The 26047-nt window shown below is 43.9% G+C and carries 23 protein-coding genes; 4 read left to right on the top strand and 19 right to left on the bottom strand.

The window, feature by feature from the left end; translation table 11 throughout:
- Nucleotides 1-42 precede the first annotated feature (42 nt).
- The 4 genes from BTO28_RS03535 to BTO28_RS03515 all read right to left on the bottom strand — a co-directional run bounded on the left by BTO28_RS03535 (nt 43) and on the right by BTO28_RS03515 (nt 5288).
- Nucleotides 43-1344 carry a tryptophanase gene (locus tag BTO28_RS03535; protein WP_233129814.1) on the bottom strand — a complete coding sequence of 434 codons (1302 nt, stop codon included), beginning with the start codon at nt 1342-1344 and terminating at the stop codon, nt 43-45.
- Nucleotides 1345-1798: 454 nt separating this feature from the next.
- Nucleotides 1799-3472 (bottom strand): ribonuclease J, encoded by a 1674-nt coding sequence (locus tag BTO28_RS03525; RefSeq protein ID WP_076764093.1) that lies wholly within the window; start codon nt 3470-3472, stop codon nt 1799-1801.
- A 150-nt stretch (nt 3473-3622) separates the two neighbouring features.
- A complete protein-coding gene (rlmD, locus tag BTO28_RS03520) occupies nt 3623-4996 on the bottom strand; it encodes a 23S rRNA (uracil(1939)-C(5))-methyltransferase RlmD (protein ID WP_076764091.1) in 1374 nt (457 codons plus the stop codon).
- A 16-nt stretch (nt 4997-5012) separates the two neighbouring features.
- Complete coding sequence (locus tag BTO28_RS03515) at nt 5013-5288, bottom strand: phospholipase D-like domain-containing protein (RefSeq protein ID WP_144289446.1); 276 nt, start codon at nt 5286-5288, stop codon at nt 5013-5015.
- Between the two features lie 139 nt (nt 5289-5427).
- Between BTO28_RS03515 and BTO28_RS03510 the strand changes: the two genes are divergently transcribed.
- Nucleotides 5428-5844, top strand: a complete 417-nt coding sequence (locus tag BTO28_RS03510) for a pyridoxamine 5'-phosphate oxidase family protein (protein WP_076764087.1) — start codon at nt 5428-5430, stop codon at nt 5842-5844.
- 61 nt (nt 5845-5905) lie between these two features.
- Here BTO28_RS03510 and BTO28_RS03505 read toward each other — a convergent pair whose 3' ends face one another.
- From BTO28_RS03505 to BTO28_RS03480, 6 genes are all read right to left on the bottom strand, one after another.
- Entirely contained in the window at nt 5906-7639 is a 1734-nt protein-coding gene (locus BTO28_RS03505) for an ABC transporter ATP-binding protein (protein WP_076764086.1), read from the bottom strand.
- Nucleotides 7620-9350, bottom strand: coding sequence for an ABC transporter ATP-binding protein (locus BTO28_RS03500; protein ID WP_076764084.1), 1731 nt, complete (start codon nt 9348-9350; stop codon nt 7620-7622). Before BTO28_RS03500 ends, BTO28_RS03505 begins: the two co-directional genes overlap by 20 nt.
- A gap of 63 nt (nt 9351-9413) precedes the next feature.
- On the bottom strand, nt 9414-10598 hold the full coding sequence (locus BTO28_RS03495; RefSeq protein ID WP_076764081.1) for an MFS transporter: 1185 nt from the start codon (nt 10596-10598) through the stop codon (nt 9414-9416).
- Entirely contained in the window at nt 10591-11019 is a 429-nt protein-coding gene (locus BTO28_RS03490) for a MarR family winged helix-turn-helix transcriptional regulator (RefSeq protein ID WP_076764080.1), read from the bottom strand. The genes BTO28_RS03495 and BTO28_RS03490 overlap by 8 nt, the downstream gene beginning before the upstream one ends.
- A 106-nt stretch (nt 11020-11125) precedes the next feature.
- Nucleotides 11126-12043, bottom strand: a complete 918-nt coding sequence (locus BTO28_RS03485; protein ID WP_076764078.1) for a diacylglycerol kinase — start codon at nt 12041-12043, stop codon at nt 11126-11128.
- A gap of 22 nt (nt 12044-12065) precedes the next feature.
- Nucleotides 12066-12629: a thioredoxin family protein gene (locus tag BTO28_RS03480; RefSeq protein ID WP_076764076.1), complete on the bottom strand. Its 564-nt coding sequence runs from the start codon at nt 12627-12629 to the stop codon at nt 12066-12068.
- Between the two features lie 168 nt (nt 12630-12797).
- Here BTO28_RS03480 and argC point away from each other — a divergent pair, with 168 nt between their 5' ends.
- From argC to BTO28_RS03465, 3 genes are all read left to right on the top strand, one after another.
- On the top strand, nt 12798-13835 hold the full coding sequence (gene argC / locus BTO28_RS03475; RefSeq protein ID WP_076764075.1) for an N-acetyl-gamma-glutamyl-phosphate reductase: 1038 nt from the start codon (nt 12798-12800) through the stop codon (nt 13833-13835).
- A 70-nt stretch (nt 13836-13905) separates the two neighbouring features.
- Nucleotides 13906-14673, top strand: a complete 768-nt coding sequence (gene argB / locus BTO28_RS03470) for an acetylglutamate kinase (RefSeq protein WP_076764073.1) — start codon at nt 13906-13908, stop codon at nt 14671-14673.
- Nucleotides 14670-15812 (top strand): acetylornithine transaminase, encoded by a 1143-nt coding sequence (locus BTO28_RS03465; RefSeq protein WP_076764071.1) that lies wholly within the window; start codon nt 14670-14672, stop codon nt 15810-15812. The genes argB and BTO28_RS03465 overlap by 4 nt, the downstream gene beginning before the upstream one ends.
- Nucleotides 15813-15870: 58 nt before the next feature.
- Here the strand turns inward: BTO28_RS03465 and BTO28_RS03460 are convergent, their stop codons facing one another.
- The 9 genes from BTO28_RS03460 to ligA all read right to left on the bottom strand — a co-directional run bounded on the left by BTO28_RS03460 (nt 15871) and on the right by ligA (nt 26033).
- The gene (locus tag BTO28_RS03460; RefSeq protein ID WP_269843857.1) at nt 15871-16098 is read right to left on the bottom strand and encodes a tautomerase family protein; all 228 of its coding nucleotides are present in this window, start codon (nt 16096-16098) and stop codon (nt 15871-15873) included.
- Nucleotides 16099-16188: 90 nt separating this feature from the next.
- On the bottom strand, nt 16189-16950 hold the full coding sequence (locus BTO28_RS03455) for an alpha/beta hydrolase (RefSeq protein ID WP_076764069.1): 762 nt from the start codon (nt 16948-16950) through the stop codon (nt 16189-16191).
- A gap of 158 nt (nt 16951-17108) precedes the next feature.
- Nucleotides 17109-18536: an Asp-tRNA(Asn)/Glu-tRNA(Gln) amidotransferase subunit GatB gene (gene gatB, locus BTO28_RS03450; RefSeq protein ID WP_076764067.1), complete on the bottom strand. Its 1428-nt coding sequence runs from the start codon at nt 18534-18536 to the stop codon at nt 17109-17111.
- 14 nt (nt 18537-18550) lie between these two features.
- Nucleotides 18551-19996: an Asp-tRNA(Asn)/Glu-tRNA(Gln) amidotransferase subunit GatA gene (gatA, locus tag BTO28_RS03445; RefSeq protein WP_076764065.1), complete on the bottom strand. Its 1446-nt coding sequence runs from the start codon at nt 19994-19996 to the stop codon at nt 18551-18553.
- 12 nt (nt 19997-20008) lie between these two features.
- Nucleotides 20009-20299, bottom strand: coding sequence for an Asp-tRNA(Asn)/Glu-tRNA(Gln) amidotransferase subunit GatC (gene gatC / locus BTO28_RS03440; RefSeq protein WP_076764064.1), 291 nt, complete (start codon nt 20297-20299; stop codon nt 20009-20011).
- A 172-nt stretch (nt 20300-20471) separates the two neighbouring features.
- Nucleotides 20472-21761 (bottom strand): isocitrate lyase, encoded by a 1290-nt coding sequence (aceA, locus tag BTO28_RS03435; RefSeq protein WP_076764062.1) that lies wholly within the window; start codon nt 21759-21761, stop codon nt 20472-20474.
- Between the two features lie 148 nt (nt 21762-21909).
- The gene (zupT, locus tag BTO28_RS03430; RefSeq protein WP_076764060.1) at nt 21910-22719 is read right to left on the bottom strand and encodes a zinc transporter ZupT; all 810 of its coding nucleotides are present in this window, start codon (nt 22717-22719) and stop codon (nt 21910-21912) included.
- A gap of 121 nt (nt 22720-22840) precedes the next feature.
- A complete protein-coding gene (locus BTO28_RS03425) occupies nt 22841-24040 on the bottom strand; it encodes a CamS family sex pheromone protein (RefSeq protein WP_076764298.1) in 1200 nt (399 codons plus the stop codon).
- Complete coding sequence (gene ligA / locus BTO28_RS03420) at nt 24024-26033, bottom strand: NAD-dependent DNA ligase LigA (RefSeq protein WP_076764059.1); 2010 nt, start codon at nt 26031-26033, stop codon at nt 24024-24026. Before ligA ends, BTO28_RS03425 begins: the two co-directional genes overlap by 17 nt.
- Nucleotides 26034-26047 lie beyond the last annotated feature (14 nt).

Genomic DNA, 26047 nt, shown 5'->3' with positions numbered 1-26047 from the left:
CAATTTCGATTCAGAGGGTGTTTTTTACTTTACTCTTATTATTTAACTACGAATTACAGACTGTCGCCAAAATCCGCCCGGAACTTGGCTGCTAATTCTGTTTCCCATTCTGAAGAACTTGTTAATTTTCCTAAAGAAGAAACGCAGCACATTCGGTTCTTCGACAAACTTCAATCCACCAATCAATTGACGGTTTTCATACAGCCATGCTATCCGGTCAACCGCGTATTTAACTTGGGAAAGAGTAAAGACACGGCGAGGCATAGCGAGACGAACCAGTTCCATATGGGATAATGTTTCATTGCCATTTTCATCCCTTTGTTCTGATAAGGTTCCTCTTTCCATTCCTCGTACACCGCTTACGATATAAAGAGCTGCAACAAGAGCACCTGCCGGATATTCATTTTGCGGAATATGATCGACGAATTCCATCGAGTTAATATGGCAGCCTAAACCGCCAGATGGCGTGACGACAGGAACACCAACCGGCATCCCTCCATATGTAAGGAATCCTTCATAAAGAGTAATGTATTCACGCATTTTCATATAAATGTCTTTATTATTTGTACAAATGCCGCCACCACGTGCACGACCGAGTTTACGCGCAGAAAAATAAATAATATCGGAAAGATCCGCGATCGCACGGGTAATTTCCCGAATGCTCATGTCTTTGCAGCTTTCTTCCCGCTCTTTAATAAAATAAAGATTATCCGCTAAAAGGCTGGCATCTAAAATGAGCATAAGACCAAATTCATCGCACACTTTTCGAACCTCACGCATATTTTCAAGGGCAAATGGCTGTCCGCCAATTAAATTTGTCCCTGCCTCCAAACGGACAAAAGCGATTTTTTCAGCGCCATTTGTTTCAATAATGTCCTTCAGTTTGGCAAGATCCATATTGCCTTTAAAAAGATTGTCACTAGTTAAGTTCAAGGCTTCATCAATAAAAATTTCATCTACTGTGCCGCCATTTAACACAATATGAGCTTTTGTCGTCGTAAAATGGTAGTTCATCGGAACGATCGACCCTTGCTTCACAAATGCTTGAGAAATAATATTTTCACATGCTCTTCCCTGGTGTGTTGGCAGGAAGTATTCTTTACCGAAAATTTCTTCAATTTTATTTTCCAATTTTGTAAATGTTTCAGACCCCGCATAGCTGTCATCTGCCTCCAGCATTGCAGCCTGCTGCTTATCACTCATCGCATTTACGCCGCTATCTGTAAGCATGTCCATATCGCGATTTTTCAATAAAAATGTATTAAAACCCGCCTCCTTCATCGCTTCCAGGCGGCGTTCAATTGGCGGCAAGTTTAATTTTTGTACAATCCGTACTTTGTGCATCTCTAGCCGTACATTCACCCGAATAAAATTTTATGTTTGTCATGTCTTTTCACTCCCATTGTTTATTAAGAATGTAGTGTTACCCTTTCTTGTCACTCTGTTATGTATTGCTTCCGATCCCCCTTTTTTACTTTGTTTATGGGTTAACCATCCCCTGAATATTCGTACAATTTTGAGAAAAGCAATCCATTCGTATGTATTTTTCTGCGTCTTATTACGCAAATCTAAAACTCTTCGCACCAACACTTTAACGCGTTGACGCAAAAAATTTATAATTAAATTTTATCTTATTCTATAATTTTTTAAAAGACTCCTGAAAAAGAAAATAGTAACGTTTTAAGAACAATAAGAATTTTTCGTTTTCCTTTATTTAGCGCAAGTATTCCTGAACTTCAGAAAACAATAAAAGCCTCCTTAAACCTAAGAGGCTTCCTGTCTGTGTCTTGTTTATTATTTAAACTTCAATGATGATCGGAACAATCATGGGGCGTCTCTTTGTTTGAGCATATAAAAATTTCCCGGTCGATTCTTTTACACTTTGTTTCATCACCTTCCATTGGGTGACATTCTCTTCTTGTAATTTGTTAATGGTCTTTTTAACGAGCTGGTTCACATCATTAAGCAGCTCTTCCGACTGGCGGGCATACACAAATCCACGAGATATCGTATCCGGACCGGAAATAATTTTGTTTTCCTTTTTACTTAAGGTAATAACGATGATCAGCATCCCATCCTCAGAAAGTTGTTTACGATCACGTAAAACAATGTCCCCCACGTCCCCAATCCCTAAACCGTCAACAAATATGTTCCCCCCAGGTATTCTACGGGTTTGACGGGCTTCCGAATTGGTTATATCGACTACTTCGCCATTTTTTATCACGAAAATATTTTCCTTCTTCACACCAACCGATTCGGCGAGCACGCGGTGCTGATGCAGCATTCTATATTCCCCGTGAATGGGAATAAAGTACTTCGGTTTCATTAATGTAATCATTAATTTTAATTCCTCCTGGTATGCATGTCCGGAAACATGCATACCTGTGGCAGTTCCAGATCCGTAGATCACTTTAGCCCCTAACAGAAATAAATTATCTATAATGCGTGCAACGTTCCGTTCATTTCCCGGGATTGGTGTGGAAGAGAAGATGACGGTATCGCCCGGCAAAATTTCAACCTGGCGATATTTTGAATTAGACAGACGGGATAAAGCGGCCATGGGCTCTCCCTGGCTTCCGGTGCACAGAATTGCAACTCTTTCCGGTGCCAGCTCGTTTACTTCATTTGTCTCAATTAACATATCATCCGGCATCTTCAAATAACCAAGTTCCATTGCAACTGAAACAACATTCACCATACTTCGGCCAAGCAATGCAAGCTTTCGATTGGTTTTGATCGCGGCATCCACTACTTGCTGCACGCGATGAACGTTTGATGCGAAAGTCGAGACGAACACTTTTCCGTCCGCTTTGGTAAATGCTTCTTCAAGATGCTCGCCTACAAGCTTTTCTGATGGCGTAAATCCTGGACGTTCCGCATTCGTACTTTCTGATAAAAGCGCCAACACACCGTTCTTGCCCAATTCGGCCATTTTATGAATATCCGGATAGTGATCATTCACTGGCGTTAAATCAAATTTGAAGTCACCGGTATGGACGACTGTCCCTTCAGGTGTATGAAAAGCAACACCCAGGCAATCAGGAATACTGTGGTTCGTTTTAAAAAAAGTCAGCTTGAACGTTCCTAACTCAATACTCGAATCGGAGTGAATCGGAACTAGCTTTGTGTCTCTAAGAAGCCCATGTTCATTTAACTTAATCTCAATTAAACCAAGCGTTAATCGCGTAGCATAAATGGGCATATTTAATTGTTTTAATAAATAAGGAATACCGCCAATATGATCTTCATGTCCATGGGTGACAATTAACGCCCGGATCTTGTCCTTATTTTCCTTTAAGTATGTAATATCCGGGATAATCAAATCAATGCCTAATAAGCTTTCATCTGGAAACTTGGAACCACAGTCGATGACCACAATATCGTTTTCATATTGTACCGCGTACATATTTTTCCCGACTTCATTCAAACCGCCTAAAGCGAATATCGATAATTTATTTTCAGCAGTAGTCAAAAGTTAGTCCTCCCATTTTAAAATCGTTACTTAGTAGTGTTCCCATTTAAAGACCATATATGCTTTTTTAGAAATTTAATGACGCCCCTCCTCTTTTCGGAAACGTCAAAAAGCCTCTTCATCGTGAAGAGGCTTTTCTTTATGTTAATTCTAATATAGTGTCAGCACCGCCACTGCTTCTACGTGCACGGTTTGCGGAAACATGTCAACTGGCTGCACTTCGCGTGTTTTGTATCCGCCGTCTTCAAGCGTCCGCAAGTCACGGGCAAGAGTGCCCGGGTTGCAGGAAACATATACAACGCGTTTCGGTTTCATATCTAGAATCGTCTGTAAAAGTGCTTCATCGCATCCTTTTCTCGGGGGATCGACGACGATGACATCCGGACGAATTCCTTGCTTATGCCAAGCTGGGATGACTTCTTCTGCTTTCCCTGCTTCAAACGCAGCATTTTTAATGCCATTCAGCTCCGCGTTTTTCTTCGCGTCTTCAATTGCCTGCGGGACAATTTCAACGCCATACACTTCTTTTGCCTTTTTCGCTAAAAACAATGAAATGGTTCCGATGCCGCAGTATGCATCGATGACCACTTCATTTCCCGTCAACTCAGCATACTCAAGCGCCTTTCCATACAGCACTTCCGTCTGTACCGGGTTCACCTGATAAAACGAGCGCGCAGAAATTGCAAATTTCACATCGCCGATCGTATCATAAATAACATCTTCTCCGTATAATGTCCGTGTTTGATTCCCAAAAATGACGTTTGTTTTATCCGGATTGACGTTTTGAACAATCGACGTAATACCAGGGACAGCATCACGGATTCCTTTAATAATGGCCTCTTTGTTTGGCAAATCAGCTGTCCTTGTGATTAAGACAGCCATTTTTTCACCGGTCTGATAGCCGATCCGCGCCATAACGTGGCGGATAACGCCTTTATGACGCTTTTCATCATACGGCATCACCCCATTTGCTGCACATACATCTTTTACTTTTTGGATGATCTCGTCGCTTTGTTCGTGCTGGATTAAGCACTCGTTCATATCGATAATCTCATGACTTCTCTTTTTATAAAACCCGGCAACAATGCTCCCACCTGACAGCCCAACTGGCACCTGCGCTTTATTCCGGTAGCGCCACGAATCTTCCATGCCAAGCACGGGATGAACCGGGACATCTGGCATCTTCGCGATCCGGTTCATTACATTTCGAACCTGGTTATACTTCATGTTCAACTGGCCTTCATACGTCATATGCTGCAGCTGGCAGCCGCCGCACTCATCATACACACGACATGGCGGTTCCTGGCGTTCCGGCACTGTTTTGTCTAAACGAACCAGTTTCGCAAAACCGTACCCTTTGTTCAATTTTGTCACTTCAATTTCGCCAGTTTCATCCGGCAGTGCACCTTCGACAAACAGCGGATAGCCATCTACCTTTGCCACCGCTTTTCCTTCATGTGTTAAATCGGTAAACGTGACGTGCAGTACGTCTTTCATTTTTACCGGGGCTTGAATCTTTGCCACAATTACTCCCCCTCAATTATTGAAAAAATTCATCGCGCTCTCTGGAAATCCACGTTTCCATTACTTTTTCTTTTACAATCCTGTTGACCAATATATCATGCCAAATATAGTTTTCAAGCAAATAAATGTGAACGGGTTCATCAGTATAATAAAACGCCATTTCCCATTCTAGGACAGACGGACCATACAGCATTTCGTTTCCGTCAATCGAAAGTATAACCATTTTCTCTTGCCTATGATCAACAAAACTTGTCTTCCTATGAACATCAAGACCGTATAACGGTTCATTCACTTCAAAACAATACCCTTCATCTTACAACGGCGCGCCGCTTCTTTCAACTCCTGCTCGAGTTCCACCTTTTTGGTTCATCATATCATGTTTAAAAAATCCATGAAAAGGAATAGTAAATACCACAAGGAGATGAGTCAGAATGAGTCAACTTAAAGACGAGATTTTAACGATATTAAAAGAAAGCCGGGTTGGAACGATGGCTACGATCCATGGCAATAAACCCCGTTCACGCTACATGACGTTTTTTAATGATAGTTTGACGCTGTACACCGTGACGAGCAAAGACACGCACAAAACAGAAGACATTGAACAAAATCCATACACCCACATATTGCTGGGTTATGAAGGAGAAGGATTTGGCGATTCTTATGTAGAAATAGAAGGAAAAATTATCGAATCGGATGATCAAAGCATGAGGGAAAAAGTGTGGAATCCACATCTTGAGCCCTGGTTTGACGGTCCTGAGGATCCAAGGCTGCTCATTTTACAAATCAATCCGGAGCAGATTCGATTAATGAATAAAAATGGCGAACCCCCGCAATCACTTGATTTATAATAGACAAAAGGCACCGGAATCGTTCCGGTGCCTCTTTTGTACCTTTAGCTCTTTTTGTTCCTTAGGCATTCTCAATCCCTACAACATCTTTGTATGTCCCAATTGCTTCAACCCTTCCTTCGCGCAGTGCAATCACCTGATCGGCACGACGGATTGTATTCAATCGGTGTGCGATGACAAAGCTTGTTCTCCCTTCCATCAGCCGACTAAGCGCTTCTTGGATATGAAGTTCTGTCATTGTATCGATGCTGCTTGTTGCTTCATCCAATATTAATAGAACCGGATCCGCTAATACCGCCCTTGCAATTGCGATTAATTGCCTCTGTCCCTGACTGATCCCTGAACCGTCCTGGCTCAATTTTGCCGCATAGCCATCCGGCATTTTCATAATAAATGCATGGGCATTCGCAAGCCGGGCCGCTTCGACCACTTCCTCGTCTGTCGCATCCAGCCTTCCATAGCGAATGTTTTCCATCACTGTTTCTTCAAACAGCACCGTGTCTTGAAGGACGAACCCCATCTGCCTCCGCAAATCAGATCCGGAAATCTCCCGGCTGTCAACGCCGTCAAATAAGATAGACCCGAGATCCGGTTCATAAAACCTCGCCAGCAGATTCATAATGGTCGTTTTACCGGAACCAGTCGGTCCAATCAGCGCAATCATTTCTCCTTTTAACGCACTGAATGATACGTCTGAAAGTGTCTCTTTCCCTTTTTCATAAGAGAAGGACACGTCTTGAAAGACCACTTCTCCTAAAATGTGATGATGGCCGCCTGTCGACTCGTCAATCGCTTTATCTGTGTCCATTATGTCAAATACACGCTCCGCCCCAGCGACAGCAGACAAAAGCGTGTTGTACTGATTTGCCAGGTCATTAAGGGGACGCGTGAACTGGCGGGCATACTCGGTGAAAATCACAATCGTCCCGACCGTTGCGTGTCCTTTCAGCGCAAGAATTCCTCCGGCAAGCGCGATCATGGCAAAACTTGAATTATTCAACACGTTCATCAGCTTTGGTATGAACCCTGAATATGCCTGCGCCAAATAACCAGCTTCTCTTAAACGGCCATTCTTCTCCATAAAATCAGCGATCATTTCGTCCTCCCGCGAAAACATTTTCACGATATGACGGCTCGAAATGGCTTCTTCAATGAAGCCGTTCAAATCACCGAGATGACGCTGCTGTTCTTTAAACTTTGGACCCGTCCGGCTTGTGATCCACTTCATTCCCAAAAACATAAGTGGAATAATTATCAATGTAACAGCCGTTAAAATCGGGCTTAAATAAACCATGACCACGATAGAACCAGCGAGCGTCAATACACCTGACCCAATTTGGATGATCGTACTATTTAGCGTACTGCTAATATTGTCAATATCGTTCGTCACTCTGCTCATCAATTCTCCGTGACGCCGTTTATCAAAAAAGGCGATCGGCAGCATATGAAAATGACGGAACAAGTCGTCACGCAGTTCGTATACCGACTTTTGGGCAATGTCTGCCATCCAATAGTTTTGCAAAAACATGACTGCTGAATAGCTTATATAAACGAAGGCGAGTCCCACAAGCAGCCATAAAAGACCACGCTCGTCTCCTGCCGCTATGTAGTCATCAATGGAAACGCCGATTATAAAGGGGCCGGCCAGTGCTAAAACGGAGCTCAATGCAACCATGATCATCGTTAAGATCAGCTTTGCTTTTCGTTTCATTAAATAACCGGCTAAACGCTTCAATGTACCTGACATATTGGTTATTTTGGGCTTTGTCTTCAGATTAGCGCCCTGTTTGTTCATATGCGTCTTCCTTTCTACCCTGCGACTCCATCAGACGTTTATACAAACTATCTTCAGCGGCGAGTTCCGCATGTGTACCGGAAACCGATATTTTCCCATCTTCAATGATAAAAATACGATCCGCCAGCTGCGCCGTTGAAATTTTTTGAGTCACAATAAAAATCGTACACTCTTCTTCTGTCACTGCATCGATTAATGCCGTTTCTGTTTTTACATCAAGTGCGCTCGTACTGTCGTCGAGAAGAAGAATATCCGGTTTTCGAATGAGTGCCCGTGCAATCGATATTCGCTGCTTTTGACCACCTGACAGCGTCACCCCTTTTTGACCGATGACTGTATTGTACCCGTCCGGCAGCGCTTCGATCGTTTCATGAATTTGGGCTTTCCGGGCCGCTTCCACCACTTCTTCTTCCGTCGCATCTTTTTTGCCCCAGCGAATATTGTCAAGTATTGAACCGCTAAACAGATGCGATTCCTGCGGCACAAAGCCAATTTCACGGCGAAGCAAATCCATGTTCATACGGCTAATGTCGCGGCCGCCTATTAAGACCACACCTGAATCCGGCTCGTATAAACGCGGAATAAGCGATAATAACGCCGATTTACCCGATCCTGTTTCACCGAGGATCGCCGCCATTTCCCCACGTTTAACGGTCATCGTCAACTCGTTTAGAACTGGTGACGTCCCCCCAGGATACGTGAACGTGATTCGATCAAACTCGATAGCGCCCTCTTTTGGGTACGTATCTGTAACCGGCTTCAATTTCTCCTCTTCAATTTGCAATACTTCATCGATCCGCCCGGCAGAAGCTTTCCCGCGCGCAAACGCAATCGTGATGAACGTAAAGATCGACAAAGAAATAATGATACGGGCCGCATAGTTGATTATCGCAACAATCTCACCTGTCGTTGCCGTACCGTTTTGCATCTCTACAAAGCCGAACCATAAAATGAAAATGAGACTGCTATTCATCACCAGCAATAAAATGGGAACGATGCTTTCAAACGTGCGAATGACGCGGATTGTTTCATTCATGAGTGCAGTTCCAGCCTGCTGAAACCTGGTTTTCTCATACTCACTCCGAACAAACGCTTTAATTAAACGAATGCCTGTTAAATTTTCACGCATCACGCTGTTCACTTTGTCGAGTTTCTTTTGAACACGCTGAAACATGCGAGCTCCCCGGCTCATCATCCATAACATAAAGATCGTCATGACTGGCACGGTAATAAGCAAGACAATCGATAATCCAAAATGAACGTACACGGCCATTACTGTTCCAAAAATAATCATTAGCGGTGCACGAAGCATGATTCTTAAACTCATAAAAACCGCATTTTGCAGCTGGGTCACGTCGTTTGTCATGCGTGTAATCAGTGTCGATGTATCGAAATGGCCGTACTGGGCAAATGAGAAAGACTGTACTTTTTCAATTAATTTTTTCCGTATATCATATCCATAGTTTTGGCCGATTCGGGCCGCGATAAACGAATTAGTAATACCGGCCGCAAATGAAAACAAAGACAACCCGATCATAATCGCTCCCCACCGGATTACCGTATCCAGATCGCCGGCGAGGATCCCATCATCAATCATTTTCGCCATTAAAATCGGGAGGACGAGCTCAACAGCAAGCTCCAGCAGCATGAGCCCCCAGGCGGCCGCCATCTTTAACCGGTACGGCTTTAATAATGAAAGTACACCATTCATGCTTATTCCTTCTTCCAATTTTTCTTATTCACAGTGTAGCAAATATGAAAAAAGTTCGCCTGTTTAAAGAGGCGAACTTTCCGGTTTTTTTCCTGCTTTTTGTACAAAGTAGTAAACAATGATGCCTATGAGTACGTAGACAGCACACGCAGCGTACAAGGTTTTAAATCCGAGTCCTGCTGCAGCCGCGCCGATGACGAACGATCCCAATCCAATGCCAAGGTCAAAGAGTGATAAGAACGTGGCCGTAGCCAGTGCTTTCTTCTCCGGTCTCGCTCTGGAAATCGCAATCGTTTGAAACCCTGGAAAGAGTGTACCCCATCCGAGTCCAATCACGCCCGCTGCAATCAAATAAAATGCTGGACCTCCTGCCAGGCTGAGGACAAGCATTCCGACTGCAAAAATCACTATCGACGGATAGACAATCCTATTTGCCCCGTATTGATCAAACCATCGACCTGTAAACGGACGAGACAGTAGAATGATGATTGCATAAACTACAAAGAAATAACCAGCGACTTCTCCAAGGTGCAATTCTTCTGCATAAACGGAAACGAATGATAATATCGCTGAATAGACAATCGCGAAGAAGAGACCCGTTAACGAAATGGGCACCGCTGATTTTTCAATTAAATTTCCGGGACTTAGATCCATTTTGAATCGTTCTTCCGGCTGCCGTTGCAATTCATCTTTTTTCAAAGAAAGGCCGGTCAATAAGGCAGCTGCAGCGATCGTGATACAGACAAGAAATCCTGTTTTGATGCCCCACTCGTTCATGATTGCAAGACCTGCAAAGGGTCCAATGGCCATGGCGAGATTCATCGACATGACATAATAGCCCATTCCTTCGCCGCGGCGTGAATTCGGGATAATATTTGCAACGACAGCACCTGCCGCAGTTGTCGCCATTCCAAATCCAATCCCGTGAAAAAAGCGAAGAATAAGAAGTGCCGTCAGTCCATTTATAAACGGATATAACATCGTTGCCGCAAGGAAAATAATGAGTGAAGCAATAAGTACTCGTTTTTGCCCGAAGTGTTCGACCCACTGTCCGGAAATAAATCGAATGAGAATAGCAGAAATTAAAAAGACCGTTATCGCCAGACCCGCTTCTGTTTCTGAACCGTTCATCTCATTTAGAACAAATATGGGCAATGTGACAAGCAAAAAATAAAACGACATAAATACGAAAAAATTCGTTAACGCAATTCCAATAAAATCTTTTGTCCATAAAGCTGGTTTACTCATGTGAAACTCCTTTCAAGGTGCCGAGCCATGATGCGAGTAGTGTTTGCATAACAATGCGTTTTTCATCCGGCATACCAGCTAGGAGCTTCTCGTTCGCCGATAGGACGGCCTGTTCCCATTCTGGATATGCTGTTTCTGCTTTTTCGGTTAGATGAATCATTTTAACGCGCTTGTCTGCTCCCTGTGTATATCGTACGTAGTCCTGCTTGATGAGACGTTGAATCGTCCGTGTCATCGGCGGGGCTTCCACTGCCAAGTATTCGCATAGATCAGACTGCGACATACTTCCTTCTTCCTTCAATACAAATAAAACAGCCCATTGAGCGCTGTAAAGTCCAAAAGGCTGAAGTGTTTGGTTGATCAGTTTCGTCAGTTCTCGAGACAGTTGATGAATCGTATGAAACAATTCGTGTGTTGCCATAAACGCCTCCCAATTAGTTACTCAGGTAACTATTTTACCATACTTTTCGCAATACGAAAGGTTTTTCATAAAAAAAACTGTCTCATTGATATGAGACAGCTCTTCATTAATAGATCCGATCCTGCGGGCGCAGTTTATCAATTGGGGCGAATACATCAAGATGGCGGTACAAATTTTCAAAGTCTGCTGGAATTTCCCCGCCAAGTTCACCATCCAAATTAATCAGCACCTGCTCGCTTGATGATACTTTAATCCGCTTCGCTTTCGTATAAATAACGTGGGGATCATTTAAATGCTCTCCTCGAAGCGCCAGTCCGGCAATGCGGATAAATTCAGCAAGATTCGTTTTTTTCAGGATGAGCAGCGTAAACAATCCGTCATTCACAGACGAATCAGGCGCAAGTTTTTCAAAGCCTCCTACTGAATTTGTCAGCCCAATAAGAAAAAGCAATGATTCTCCTTCAAAGACTTGCCCATCATATTCAATCATCACATCGGTCGGTTTAATGGATGGCAGCATTTCGATCCCTTTCAAATAATAGGCAAGCTGTCCGAGCATCGTTTTTAGCTTGCTCGGCACTTCATAGGTGAGTTCCGTCAAGCGGCCCCCACCGGCAATATTAATGAAGTAGCGTTCATTCATCCGGCCGACATCAACGGGAATCGTATCTCCCTCTGTGATGACATCCACCGCACCTTGAATATCTCTTGGAATGTGCAAAGCGCGCGCGAAATCATTTGTAGTCCCCATCGGTATGACCCCAAATTTCGGTCGGTGTTCGTGACCTGCAAGACCGTTCACCACTTCATTTAAGGTGCCATCGCCACCGGCTGCAATAACCACATCAAATCCCCGTTCCACCGCGGTGCGTGCCGCAATTGTCGCATCGCCTTCACCGGTTGTCGCGTGGGCTGATGTTTCATAGCCTGCCCGCTCTAACTTCTCCAGTGCTTCCGGCAAATGTTTGCGGAAAAGCTCTCGGCCGGATGTTGGATTGTAAATAATTCGTGCTCTTTTCGTCATGATTATCCCAGTCTTTCTTCTATTAATATAATCGTTCCGCAATCGTTGTCTTCAAGCTGCGGTATACTTCCTGCCAGAGCGTTTCATCCGTCCGATACGCTTCTGTGAGCCTTGTGACCATTTCACGACTTTTCTCTTCAAAATCATGATGATCACGCGGCGGCAAAGACGAACGGTAATTTGTTACCATTTCTTGAACAGCTGGCGCACGAGGACCCCATACAGCCTGCTCTTCACCTTCTTCATTTATAAATATAAAAATGGGAATGGCACGTGAAGTACCATTTGTTAAATATTGATCCATTAATTCGAGATTTTCATCGCGAAGTAATAAACGAACATCCATATCTGCTGCTTTTGCGAGCGCGAATAAAATCGGCACATTCAACATGGCATCTCCGCACCAGTCTTCTGTAATGACCACAACCCGCCACTTTGCCTCCCGCAGTTTATTTACGAGCGCGGCTTCATCTCCGGACAAGTGAAATGTTTTTAATACGTGAAGAAAACTTTCTTTATGTTTTGACATCTGTTCTATATATTGTTCGGGCGTCAGCCCTTTTTCATACCATTCATGCAACTCCATCTTTTCTCCCCCGTTGCAGATTTTTCTAATCTTTCCCTGTCTCCATTATGCACAAAAACAAGTCATTTGACAAAATCGGTTGATTTAAAGAGAAAGCAATTTTATAATGAAAAGACATACTTTAATAATTATAAATAAATATAAATAAAAATACAAAGGAGTATTCATATGAAAGCATCAGTTATCGGCGCTTCTGGTTATGGAGGAATTGAACTTATACGTCTTTTATCCAATCACCCCAATTTTGAATTGCATGCAATTTATTCTTCAAGCAAAGATGGTGTCCCGGTTACGGAAGAATACCCTCACCTGGCAGATATATGCCCGCTTCCACTTACTAAAATTGATACAGAAGTCATTAAAGAGACGGCTGATATCGTCTTTTTAGCTGTCCCATCAGGAGCTGCTGCTGCACTTGCACCTCAGCTTTCAGGAGGACATGCAAAAGTCGTGGATCTATCCGGTGATCTTCGCCTAAAAGAAACCGCAGATTATCAAAAATGGTATAAAAAAGAACCGGCAGACCAGTCGTTTGTTGCAGAAGCGGTATACGGCTTAACCGAATGGAACCGCGATAACGTGAAGACGGCTAAAGTACTGTCAAATCCAGGCTGCTACCCAACTGCCGCACTTTTAGGCCTTGCGCCTGCCGTAAAAAATAATGTGATCGATGTAAAGAATATTATTATTGATGCGAAATCAGGTGTATCCGGTGCCGGCCGCGGTTTGTCCCCGGTCGTTCACTTTGCGGAAATGAACGACAACTTCCGAATTTATAAAGTAAACGAGCACCAGCACATACCGGAAATTGAACAACAGCTCTCCTGGTGGAATGAAAACACAGCACCCATCACATTCTCGACACACCTTCTTCCCGTCTCACGCGGGATTATGGCGACAATGTACGCACCGCTTACAAAAGCTATGACGACTGAGGACGTTCATGCGTTATACGAAGAAACTTATAAAAATGACCCATTCGTGCGCATCCGTCCATCTAAACAGTTTCCTGGCATTAAAGAAGTAGCAGGTTCTAACTATTGTGATATTTCTGTAGACGTCGATGTACGCACAAACCGGCTTGTGATCGTGTCAGTTATCGATAATCTCGTGAAAGGCGCCGCGGGGCAAGCTATTCAAAACGCGAATATTATGTTTGGATTTGATGAAACTGCAGGGTTAAAAGGATTCCCTATGTACCCTTAAATATTGTTAGCGAGGGCGGTGACACGCCTTCCAGAACCGCATTAGCGCTAGACAATAAAGGAGGATTTATATGAAAACAGTAGTCGTTAAATGCGGCGGCAGTGTATTGAAAGAACTATCGGACAGTTTTTTTAACAGCATGAAATCACTGCTTTCAGACGGATATAAAATCGTATTTGTTCACGGCGGAGGTCCGGAAATTAATGCGATGCTCGAAAAAATGAACGTGAAAAGTGAATTTAAAAATGGCTTGCGTGTAACATCAAAGGAAGTACTCGAAGCTGCGGAACTCGTTTTGTCCGGCAGTATGAACCGGAAACTCGTCCGCCTTCTTGAAGTGCGCGGCATCGCTACCATCGGCCTTCAGTCAAGCGACCATGGAATTTTAGAGGCAGATTTTATTAATCAAGAAGAACTTGGTTTTGTCGGTGACGTCACATCCGTCAACAAAACAGTGCTAGAGACACTTTTAAATATTGGCCTTCTTCCTGTCCTAACACCCATTGCAAAAGGTCCAGATGGTTCCGTATTAAATGTTAACGCGGATCACGCAGCTGGTGCCGCTGCACATGCTCTTGCCGCTGAGCACTTGCTGATGGTGACAGATGTAGACGGTGTTTTAAATAATGGCCAGCTTGTACCGGAATTAACAGGATCACAGACTCAGGAACTAATTAACACAGGCGTCATTAGCGGAGGCATGATCCCGAAAGTGAATACAGCCTTAAAAGCGCTTGAAAGCTGTGGACATGTGCATATCGTATCCGGTAAAAAACCATTTTACGAAAACGGCAAGTGGTACGGTACACAGTTTAATAAAGAGGAGGAAGAAAATTGAGTCATTTATTCCCGACATATGCGCGCTGGGATGTAACGCCTTTGAAAGCGAAAGGCGCTTATCTCACGGCAAAGGACGGCAAAGAATATCTTGATTTCACATCAGGTATCAGCGTTTGCAACCTTGGACACGCACCCGAAAATGTGAAAAAAGCTGTAGAAGAACAGCTTGAAAACTTCTGGCATACATCAAACTTATTTCAGATCGACCTGCAGGAAGAAGTGGCAAAACAACTGACAGATGCATCGGGTCTCGACCTTGTATTCTTCGGAAACAGCGGTGCGGAAGCAAATGAAGCCGCGATTAAACTTGCCCGAAAAGCAACTGGCCGCACGAAAGTGATTACATTTATCGATTCCTTCCATGGCCGGACATTCGCTACAATGGCAGCAACCGGACAGGACAAAATAAAAACCGGCTTCGGGCCAATGCTTGAAACGTTTGAATATGTAAAAATAAACAATTTGGATGGGCTAAAAGCCGCACTTGATGAAAATACGGCAGCGGTTATGTTTGAAGTCATTCAAGGAGAAGGCGGAATCAATGAAGGCAATGCTGACTTTTTGAAAGAAGTTGAAAAACTGGCACATGAAAATGGCTCCCTTGTCATCATTGATGAGATTCAAACAGGGATTGGCCGGACAGGCAAGCCTTTTGCCTTCCAGCATGCTGGACTTGATCCGGATATTATTTCTGTAGCAAAAGCTATTGCCAATGGCTTCCCCCTCGGTGCAATTGTCGGAAAAGCCGCTCTGGCAGAAGCATTTTCTGCAGGTTCACATGGCTCAACATTCGGTGGAAATCCCGTTGCTCTTGCAGCGGCTAAAGAAACGTTGAACACGATTTTCGATGAAAAATTCCTTGCAGATGTCACAGCAAAAGGGGAAAAACTGAACTCCTTATTAACAGATGCCCTTTCCGGGGTTGATTCCGTCAAACAACTAAAAGGAAAAGGGTTAATGGTTGGAATCGAGCTGACAGATGAAGCGGGTCCTTTCGTCACGAAAGCTCGCGAACACAATTTGCTTATCCTGACAGCCGGCACGCACGTACTTCGCCTGCTTCCTCCATTGAACGTGTCTGACAAGGAAATAGAAAAAGCAGTGACAATTCTTGCAGCTGTCTTAAAAGCTGAATAAACGCTGCAAGATAGAAGAAGACCGCCCTGAGTCAAACTCAATGGGCGGTTTTTATTCATTATTTCTCTATCCCTTTCATGCCAAAACCTTCGCCGAACTTTAATGAATGAAGTTCACCGCTGGATGCCCAGTTCTCTCTTTCATACTCATCAAAGATCACCGTCACCCATTCTTCTTTTACATTTAGCTTCTTAACAGCTTCGTTTGTCACCACTTCAACAAATTGCTGTTTCTGCTCAACCGTCCGCCCTTTCGCCAGCTTTACAGTAATAACAGGCATGCTCATCATCCTTTCTATCTCTTATCTCTCTACCAAATTATACTACTATCTTTTCAAACACAAAAAAACCCCTAGCTTGACACTAAGGGTCCCCATTTACACCGCAGCTTTCGAGCGGATTTGATCAAGGACAAATTCAGCTGCTGCATTGACAATGGTGTGTTGATCGTGATCCATTGTTGCAACATGGTACGAGTTTGGCAATGTGATGATTTGTTTTTGCTTTGATGAGATCGACTGATAAATAAATGATGTATTCTCGGGCGGAACGACATGATCGACAGCCGATTTTATGCATAACGCAGGCACTTGAATACGATGTAAAAGCGCCGGCACCTTTTTCATCAGTTTTTGAAGCTCCCGAATGGATTGAACAGGTGCTTCTTCATACGTAATTTCTTGAACGTTTTCTTTTTTAATATCCGGTGCACCTTCTTCTATAAAGCGGGGTGCAGGGTCATTTTGCAAATACTCAAGTGATGGAAGTGTCAATGCTGCATTGATCGTAATGATCCCTTCAATGCCGCGGTGTTCAGAAGCAAATTTCAACGTCAATGTGCCGCCCATTGACTGACCCATTAAGAAAATGCGCTTGTTGCGTTTCTTTAAAAAACGATAAGCACGTGAGTAGCTTTCATACCAGTCTTCATAAGTGCAGCGTTCCATATCTTCCGGATGCGTTCCGTGTCCTTTTAAGCGCGGTGCAATAACGGAAAATCCTCGGGCATTCAACCCTTCCGCCACATCACGAACACTTTGCGGTGTACCGATGAATCCGTGTGAAAGAACAATACCGATATCGTTTCCTTCAAGGTAAAATGATTCTGCTCCCGGCATAACTGCATACTCTTCTCTCATGATCATATCCTCCATCAATTTTAATTCCGATTATTTTTATAGGTTATATATAATTTAATATATCTTTTCCGACAAGTCAAGTTGGAATTAACAAAATGCTAAAAGGGCCGTGATTTTTGCAAAATAAAAACCGCCGGCATTAGCCCGGCGGAGTTTCATTATCTTTTTGCAATTTCTTCTGCAAGCAATTTGTTGATAGCTTGCGGGTTTGCCTGTCCTTTTGACGCTTTCATAATCTGGCCGACAAGGAAACCAATTGCTTTTTTCTTTCCGTCTTTAAAGTCTGCGATCGACTGTGGGTTCGCATCAAGCGCATCGTTAACAAACTTTAAGAGCGCTGATTCATCAGAAATTTGAACAAGCCCTTTTTCTTTCACGATTGCTTCTGCATCGCCGCCGTTTTCAATGATTTCTTTGAAAACCGTTTTCGCGATTTTTGAAGAGATTGTTCCTTTTTCAAGAAGAGAAATCATTCCTGCTAAGTTTTCAGGCGTTAATTTTGTCTCAGAAAGCTCTTTGCCTTCCGCGTTTAAATAAGCCGGAACTTCGCCCATGAGCCAGTTTGATGCTTGTTTTGCACCAGCACCAGCTGCGACTGTCGCTTCGAAAAAGTCAGCAATTTCTTTTGACATTGTGAGCACTTTTGCGTCATGAGCAGGAAGTTCAAGCTCTTCCATGTAACGCTTTTTGCGTGCATCAGGAAGCTCAGGGATTGAAGCACGGACGCGTTCTTTCCACTCTTCGTCAATGAATACCGGAAGCAAGTCCGGTTCCGGGAAGTAACGGTAATCATCCGATCCTTCTTTCACACGCATAAGCAGTGTCTTGCCTGTTGATTCATCAAAACGGCGCGTTTCCTGCTCGACTTTTCCACCTGATGAAATGACTTCCGCCTGGCGTTTTTCTTCATATTCAAGCCCTTTTCTAACAAAGTTAAATGAGTTTAAGTTTTTCAGCTCGGTTCTTGTACCGAACTCTTTCTGGCCGAATGGACGGATGGAAATGTTTGCGTCACAACGAAGTGAACCTTCTTCCATTTTACAGTCTGATACTTCTGTATATTGAATGATCGCCTTTAATTTTTCCAAAAACGCATATGCTTCTTCCGGTGATCGAATATCCGGCTCTGATACGATCTCGACAAGCGGTGTTCCCTGGCGATTGTAATCACACAAAGAATGTTTGCCGGCATGTGTTAATTTCCCGGCGTCCTCTTCTAAATGAAGACGTGTAATTCCGATACGCTTCGTTTCGCCGTTCACTTCAATTTCAATCCAGCCATGTTCACCAATTGGCTTATCATTTTGTGATACTTGATACGCTTTTGGATTGTCCGGATAAAAATAATTTTTCCTGTCCCAGATTGATTCTTCCGCAATCTCACAGTTGATTGCCATTGCGGCTTTCATCGCATATTCAACCGCTCGTTCGTTCATGACCGGCAAAACTCCCGGGTACCCGAGATCGACCACAGTAGTGTTTGTATTCGGCTGCGCACCAAAATGTGCCGGTGCCGATGAAAAGATTTTTGAATTTGTTTTTAATTCAACATGGACTTCTAGTCCAATGACTGTTTCAAATTCCACCTATATGCCCTCCTTTACAGTGCTGGTTTTTCTTTATGAAAATCTGTTGCCTGCTCGTACGCATGTGCAACACGATATACTGTTTTTTCATCAAAATGACGGCCGATAATTTGGAGTCCAAGCGGCATGCCATCCGAGAATCCACATGGAACAGAAATTCCTGGTACCCCTGCCAGGTTTACCGGGATAGTTAAAATGTCGTTCGCATACATTGTGAGCGGATCGTCGATGATCTCGCCGATTTTAAACGCTGGTGTCGGTGTTGTTGGTCCGATAATGACATCATAGCTTTCAAAGACGTCTTCAAAATCCTTTTTAATAAGTGTGCGGACTTGCTGCGCTTTTTTGTAATACGCATCATAATAGCCGGAGCTAAGTGCGAATGTACCGAGCATAATACGGCGTTTCACTTCATCTCCAAAGCCTTCAGCACGCGTTTTTTTGTATAAATCGATTAAATTCTCCGCATTTTCTGCACGGTAGCCGTAGCGGATGCCGTCAAAACGCGCCAGGTTCGATGACGCTTCTGATGAGGCAAGTAAATAGTAAGTCGCAACGCCATATTTAGAGTGAGGAAGAGAGACTTCTTCCCACGTTGCGCCAAGCCCTTCAAGCACTTTAAGCGCTGCTAAAACAGACTGTTTTACTTCTTCTGAAACCCCTTCGCCGAGGTATTCTTTTGGAACAGCGATACGAAGACCTTTTACATCCCCTGTTAAGTTCCCTGCAAATGATTCGCCAGGAACATTTGCAGATGTTGAATCGTGCGGATCTACGCCGACAATCGCTTCAAGCAAATGCGCATTGTCTTCTACGTTACGTGTTATTGGACCGATTTGGTCAAGTGATGAGGCGAACGCGATCAAACCAAAGCGCGATACACGGCCATACGTTGGTTTTAGACCGACTACGCCACAAAATGAAGCCGGCTGGCGAATAGATCCGCCTGTATCTGAACCGAGTGAAAATGGCACTTCACCTACTGCAACTGCCGCTGCAGAACCGCCTGATGATCCACCTGGTACTCGGTCTAAATTCCAAGGATTGCGTGTTTTTTGATAGCTTGAGTTTTCAGTGGAAGAACCCATAGCAAATTCATCCATATTTAACTTGCCGACTGTAATCGTTCCTGCTTCGCGCAGTTTATTTACCACCGTTGCATCATAGATCGGGTCAAAGTTATGAAGAATTTGGCTGGCCGCTGTTGTGCGGATTCCTTTTGTTACAATATTATCTTTCACGCCAATCGGCACACCGTTTAAAATACCTGTTTTGCCGGATTTCTGCAGTTCTTCTGCCTGTTTACGTGCATTTTCTTCGTCCAGTGTTAAAAATGCCTGCACATCACCGTCTACTGCCGCGATTCGTTTAAACGATTCGTCAACAAGGTCGGGGATCGTGATTTCTTTTTTATGTAACATTGACTGAATCTCGTTCAGTTTATGATCAAATAATGACACTGTCTCTCCTCCTTACTCAATAATGGACGGTACACGGATTTGTCCGTCCTGCTGATCTGGTGCATTTTTCAATACTTCTTCCCGGTCAAGACCCGGTGCCGATTTGTCCTCGCGCAGCACATTTTTCATATCTAAAACGTGTGAAGTTGGTTTCACGTTTGATGTATCAAGTTCATTCAGCTGCTCCGCAAACGTAATAATTGCATCGAGCTGTTCTGTAAATTTATGCACTTCTTCATCCGTGACGGCAAGACGTGCCAAATGCGCGACATGTCGTACTTGCTCTTCAGAAATTCTCGTCAATGGAATCCACCTCCGTAAAAATTTTGGCATTCTTTTAATTGCACAAAGTTTATTTTACCACGATTTACGCCTTCGTGGACAATAAGAAAGACCGTCCTCAAAAGTGAAGACGGTCTCACGAATCTATTTTACATCCCCCAATGTAACACAGACCCCTTTGTTCGGATAAAAATCAGTTTGTCTGGAATTGCGCTTCTTCTGTTGAGCCTTTCAATGCAGTTGTAGAAGACTGTCCGCTTGTTACAGCCATTGATACAGCATCAAAGTAGCCAGTACCTACTTCACGCTGATGGCGCGTTGCTGTGTAGCCGTCTTTTTCAGCTGCAAATTCCGCTTGCTGAAGTTCAGAGTATGCGCCCATTCCACGATCTTTATATCCGTTCGCAAGCTGGAACATACTGTAATTTAATGTATGGAAGCCTGCAAGTGTAACGAACTGGAATTTGTAACCCATCTTGCCAAGTTCCACTTGGTATTTCTCGATTGTTTCATCATCAAGTTTCGCTTTCCAGTTAAACGATGGCGAGCAGTTGTATGCAAGCAGTTTGCCCGGGAATTTTTCATGAATTGCATCCGCAAATCGCTGTGCGTCCTCCAAATTCGGCTCGGATGTTTCGCACCAGATCATATCCGCATAAGGAGCATACGCCAAACCGCGTGCAATCGCCTGGTCAAGGCCTGATTTTGTCCGGAAAAAGCCTTCTGACGTGCGTTCGCCTGTAATGAACGGGGCATCAGTCGGATCGATATCGCTCGTAATCAAGTCCGCTGCATCCGCATCTGTACGTGCAATTAGGATTGTTGATGTTCCCATAACATCTGCTGCAAGACGTGCGGCAATTAAGTTGCGAACCGCTGTCTGTGTAGGAAGCAATACTTTCCCGCCAAGATGTCCGCATTTTTTTTCAGAAGAAAGCTGATCCTCAAAGTGAACACCTGCCGCGCCTGCTTCAATCATGCCTTTCATCAGCTCAAATACATTCAGCTGTCCCCCAAAACCAGCTTCAGCATCTGCTACGATTGGCGCGAAGTAGTCAATTGAATCATCGCCTTCCATGTGGGCAATCTGGTCTGCACGCTGCAAGGCCTGGTTAATGCGCTTTACAACGTTTGGTACGCTGTTTGCCGGGTATAAACTTTGATCCGGATACATGTTGCCTGAAAGGTTCGCATCAGCCGCTACTTGCCAGCCGCTCAAATAAATCGCTTTCAAACCGGCTTTGACTTGCTGTACAGCCTGGTTTCCGGTAAGTGCTCCGAGTGCATTAATGAAATCTTCTGTATTCACGAAGTTCCATAATTTTTCCGCACCGCGTTTTGCAAGCGTGTGTTCAATATCCATTGAACCGCGAAGTTTGATAACTTCTTCCGCCGTATATGGACGCTCAATCCCTCTCCAGCGTGATTCGTTTGCCCACTCCTGCTTCAATTGCTGTACACGTTGCTCCGTCGTATTCCCCATTTTACACATCCCCTTTGTTATAAAACAGTTATTGTTTACAATTTGTATTATATAACAGTAAGAAAAGTTTGCCAACCCCTTTTTTTCGAAAAAGTTTTTATTTACAAAAAAAACACCAAAACCATTAAGGTTATGGTGCATCATCCTTTTACATTAATAACAATAAGCTAAGTGCCATGACGATCATGCCTGAGACAACGCCGTAAATAGCAAGATGCGTCTGATCATATTTTTGGGCGGCCGGCAGAAGTTCATCAAGTGAAATAAATACCATAATTCCTGCTACAGCCGCAAAAATGATCCCAAACATTGTATCTGTTAAATATGGCATTAAAATGAGCCAGGCAACGATTGCCCCGACCGGTTCAGAAAGCCCCGATAAAAATGACCATTTAAACGCTTTTTTCCGGTTTCCTGTTGCAAAATATAACGGTACCGCAACAGCAATGCCTTCGGGGATATTATGAATAGCAACAGCAATGGCAATGGCTATCCCCAGACTCGGATCTTGTATCGCAGAAGCAAACGTCGCGATCCCTTCCGGAAAGTTATGAATGGCAATCGCCAAAGCAGTGAAAATCCCCATTTTTTTCAATCGTTCGAGATCCTCTTGTGTTGGTTCCTTATGAAATTCCTCTACCGTTTTAATTTCATGAGGATTTCCTGCAGTGGGGATAAATTTATCAATTAAAGCAATAACGGCCATCCCCGCAAAAAATCCGATCACCGTCATCCAATATCCTGTTGTCTCCCCTTGCTCGCTGACAAGGGAATCTTTCGCTTTCACAAAGATTTCGATCATCGAAACATAAATCATGACCCCTGCTGAAAACCCGAGCGACCAGGCAAGAAACTTTGTATTTGTACGAGATGTGAAAAACGCAAGTGCACTGCCAATACCCGTTGCTAAACCTGCAAAAAGTGTTAAACCCAGTGCCAGCAAGACATTTCCGTCCATACACACCATCCTTTTTTCTTTTTTTAATATTGTATGCGAAAAATTGCCCTTATGCAACTTTCTTTGTTTAGGTAAATAAAAAGAGCCTGATTTGATCGTTGCTGATCAAATCAGGCTTTCCTTATTCGTAAATATGAACGAACGGTTCTTCCGCATTGGCTTCTTTTACAATAAGCGCTTCTGTTCCACTCGTTGATGTTATGCTTACTTCAATCGGCACATAAGCAGGGAAATGCTCCATGACAAGTCCGGTCACAAACTGCGTAAAACCAATCGCTTCCGCTTTTCCATAAAACTGAATCGGGATTTCAATTTTCAAGCTGGATAATTCGCCGCCACTGTATAGTGCCCTGCCGACAACTCCATTGAAATTATTAAAATACTCCTCAACGTCCTGTTTAAAATTCAAGAAATAGGTTGCGTCTTCACGGTGTGCTTCTTCAGCAGCCGCCGATGGGAAAAGCACATACTCTTCATCTAAGTTTTTCCAGTCATTCACCTCTTGATCACCCGCATCTAGATGCGTATAGGCAATAAAATTGCCGGCAACAACAGAGTTTTGAGGCGCTTGTTTAAATAAAGCGATGGTGATCGGTATGTCTTTTGTTTTATCCATTGCCCGGAGACGTGACGCAACCTGATCAGCAATTTTTTTGCCTTCTTCTTCAATCGTCTCATCCGGTATCGTAAATTCGTACTGCGCGCCATATTGTTCACGCTGATAATAATGAACCGAATTCAATGCCAGCCCAATCACTACACCGTCAAGCTGCAGGGAATTATCGTCTTTTTTTGTTAAATAATTATGCTCCATAATATGCGCAAGGTAAATAGGAGCCCGCTCATTTCGTTCATCTACGGAACCTTTTCCGTTATCAACCGGATTCAATCCAAGGTTTTCTTCTGGTGTCAATTCATTTTCTTTCAGCTGAGCATCTGTATATTTACGGCGCATCCATGATCGGACAACATCTTTTTCAAGGACTTGTCCCTCTTGAAAAAAATGATCGTCAGGAGAAAAATTCTCCTGAGCAATTCTCATTAATCCTGTTTCAAATTCAATAATGTCAAACCGTGTGTTCAAATTTGATACGACCATTCCGCGCGCTTTTCCCGGTTCAAACGGTACGATTGTCCGGTAATAGTTTTCAGAAATTTGATAGCTTGGAATGACCGCGGTCTGCTCATCACCATTTTCCTGCGTGACTTCATCATCTTTTTGCAGAGCAGGTGCACATCCTGTTAAGAGCAATACAATGGACACTGCCAACAGAAACCATTTTCTTTTCAAAAAAAGCCACCTCTTATTTTGTAAGTTCATCCAGTAAACGTTGTTCATCCCATACTTCCACACCGAGTTTTTCAGCCTTTTCAAGTTTTGATCCAGCTTCAGCACCAGCAATGACAAGGTCTGTTTTTTTACTGACGCTGCCGGTTACATTTCCTCCTAGTGCTTCAATCCGCTCTTTCACTTCATTTCGCGTCATTTGTTCCAATTTTCCGGTCAGCACAATGGTTTTACCCGCAAATGGCGAATCCCCTTCTATTTCCTGCATGCGGACCGGTCCATCATACGTCATATTTACTCCAGCGTCCCGCAATTTCCCGATCAGTTCTGACACTTCCGGCTGCTCAAAATACTGAACGACCGCGTCAGCCATTTTACTGCCGATTTCATGTATCCCTGTCAGTTCTTCTGCAGACGCCTCTTTTAACCGGTCCATCGTCCCAAATTCCATTGCCAATGTCTTCGCCGCTTTGGCGCCTACATGACGAATGCCAAGACCAAATAAAAGACGTTCCAGAGAGTTTTGTTTGGACAATTCAATCGCTGCCAGTAAATTATCAGCTGATTTCTCTCCCATCCGTTCCAGCTGAATTAACTCCTCTTTTTTCAGTGAATATAAGTCGGCAACATCTTTAATTAATTTTTCACGGTACAGCTGGGCAACCACTTTTTCGCCGAGCCCGTCAATGTTCATTGCATTGCGGGAAACAAAGTGGTTCATCCCTTCACGAATTTGTGCCGGGCACTGCGGGTTAATACAGCGAAGTGCCACTTCTTCTTCCAAACGGACGAGCTCACTTTCGCATTCCGGGCATTCAGTCGGCATATGGAATTCTTTTTCTTCCCCTGAACGGCGGTCTGTCAAAACACTTACAACTTCCGGGATAATATCTCCCGCTTTTTTCACCACGACCATATCGCCGATGCGAATATCCTTTTCACGAATTAAATCTTCATTGTGAAGCGATGCGCGGCCGACTGTCGTTCCAGCAACACGTACCGGCTGCAGCACAGCAGTCGGCGTGACGACCCCCGTTCTGCCGACGCTTAATATAATGTCAATGAGTTTCGTGACTACCTCTTCTGCCGGAAATTTATACGCAGTTGCCCATCGAGGGCTTTTTGCCGTATAACCCAGCTCATCCTGCTGGCTGAGTGAGTCCACTTTAATGACAATTCCATCAATGTCATACGGCAGACTTGCCCGCTTTTCCGACTGATCGCGCACATATTGAATGACGTCTTCAATCGTTTTGCATACACGCCGTTCTTTGTTCGTTTTAAATCCAAGGGAATCAAGCATATCGAGCCCTTCGCTATGTGATTCAACATCAATCGATTCTGGATTCGCGATGCTGTATAAGAAAATATCAAGATTGCGTGACGCCGCATTACGCGGGTCAAGCTGTCGAAGAGACCCTGCGGCCGCATTACGCGGGTTCGCAAATGGCTCTTCACCTCGCTCATCCCGAATAGCATTCAGGGCAATAAACGATTGCTTCGGCATAAACGCTTCACCGCGCACTTCCATAGTAAACGGCTTTTTCAAACGGAGCGGGATCGAGTGAATTGTTTTAAGATTTGCGGTAATGTCTTCCCCTGTTGTCCCGTCACCGCGTGTCGCACCTTGGACAAACAAGCCATTTTCGTATTTTAGTGAAACCGCGAGACCATCAATTTTCAATTCACATACATAAGAATAATCGTGACTGCCAATCAGTTGTCCGACACGCCGGTCAAAATCACGTAATCCCGCTTCATCAAAAGCGTTTCCCAGACTTAACATCGGCACATCATGCCGCACTTTTTGAAACGCATCAAGCACCGCGCCACCTACGCGCTGCGTCGGTGAGTCCGGTGTCTGAAGCTGTGGGAATTCCGCTTCTAGATCCGAGAGCTCTTTTAACAGCCTATCGTATTCAGCGTCAGGAACAGAAGGCTGATCGATGACATAATACTCATAACTGTACTTATTTAAAATCACATGCAGCTCCTGCACCCGTTGTTCCGCAGCGGTTACATCCATATTTTTCGTCCTTT

The sequence above is a fragment of the Domibacillus epiphyticus genome (genome assembly GCF_001975785.1).
Classification (GTDB): domain Bacteria; phylum Bacillota; class Bacilli; order Bacillales; family Domibacillaceae; genus Domibacillus; species Domibacillus epiphyticus.
The sequence above is the reverse complement of the archived record's forward strand: the minus strand, read 5'-3'. Positions and strand labels throughout refer to the sequence as shown.

Bases quoted from the DNA above. Each gene is read 5' to 3' on its own strand.
- BTO28_RS03500 (WP_076764084.1), bottom strand. From the start codon at position 9,350: ATGAATGGTGTACTTTCATTATTAAAGCCGTACCGGTTAAAGATGGCG.
- BTO28_RS03535 (WP_233129814.1), bottom strand. From the start codon at position 1,344: ATGCACAAAGTACGGATTGTACAAAAATTAAACTTGCCGCCAATTGAA.
- BTO28_RS03455 (WP_076764069.1), bottom strand. From the start codon at position 16,950: ATGAGAGAAGAGTATGCAGTTATGCCGGGAGCAGAATCATTTTACCTT.
- BTO28_RS03510 (WP_076764087.1), top strand. From the start codon at position 5,428: ATGAGTCAACTTAAAGACGAGATTTTAACGATATTAAAAGAAAGCCGG.
- BTO28_RS03495 (WP_076764081.1), bottom strand. From the start codon at position 10,598: ATGAGTAAACCAGCTTTATGGACAAAAGATTTTATTGGAATTGCGTTA.
- aceA (WP_076764062.1), bottom strand. From the start codon at position 21,761: ATGGGGAATACGACGGAGCAACGTGTACAGCAATTGAAGCAGGAGTGG.
- BTO28_RS03425 (WP_076764298.1), bottom strand. From the start codon at position 24,040: ATGAACTTACAAAATAAGAGGTGGCTTTTTTTGAAAAGAAAATGGTTT.
- zupT (WP_076764060.1), bottom strand. From the start codon at position 22,719: ATGGACGGAAATGTCTTGCTGGCACTGGGTTTAACACTTTTTGCAGGT.
- BTO28_RS03485 (WP_076764078.1), bottom strand. From the start codon at position 12,043: ATGACGAAAAGAGCACGAATTATTTACAATCCAACATCCGGCCGAGAG.
- argC (WP_076764075.1), top strand. From the start codon at position 12,798: ATGAAAGCATCAGTTATCGGCGCTTCTGGTTATGGAGGAATTGAACTT.
- BTO28_RS03460 (WP_269843857.1), bottom strand. From the start codon at position 16,098: ATGAGCATGCCTGTTATTACTGTAAAGCTGGCGAAAGGGCGGACGGTT.
- argB (WP_076764073.1), top strand. From the start codon at position 13,906: ATGAAAACAGTAGTCGTTAAATGCGGCGGCAGTGTATTGAAAGAACTA.
- BTO28_RS03490 (WP_076764080.1), bottom strand. From the start codon at position 11,019: ATGGCAACACACGAATTGTTTCATACGATTCATCAACTGTCTCGAGAA.
- BTO28_RS03505 (WP_076764086.1), bottom strand. From the start codon at position 7,639: ATGAACAAACAGGGCGCTAATCTGAAGACAAAGCCCAAAATAACCAAT.
- ligA (WP_076764059.1), bottom strand. From the start codon at position 26,033: ATGGATGTAACCGCTGCGGAACAACGGGTGCAGGAGCTGCATGTGATT.
- BTO28_RS03480 (WP_076764076.1), bottom strand. From the start codon at position 12,629: ATGGAGTTGCATGAATGGTATGAAAAAGGGCTGACGCCCGAACAATAT.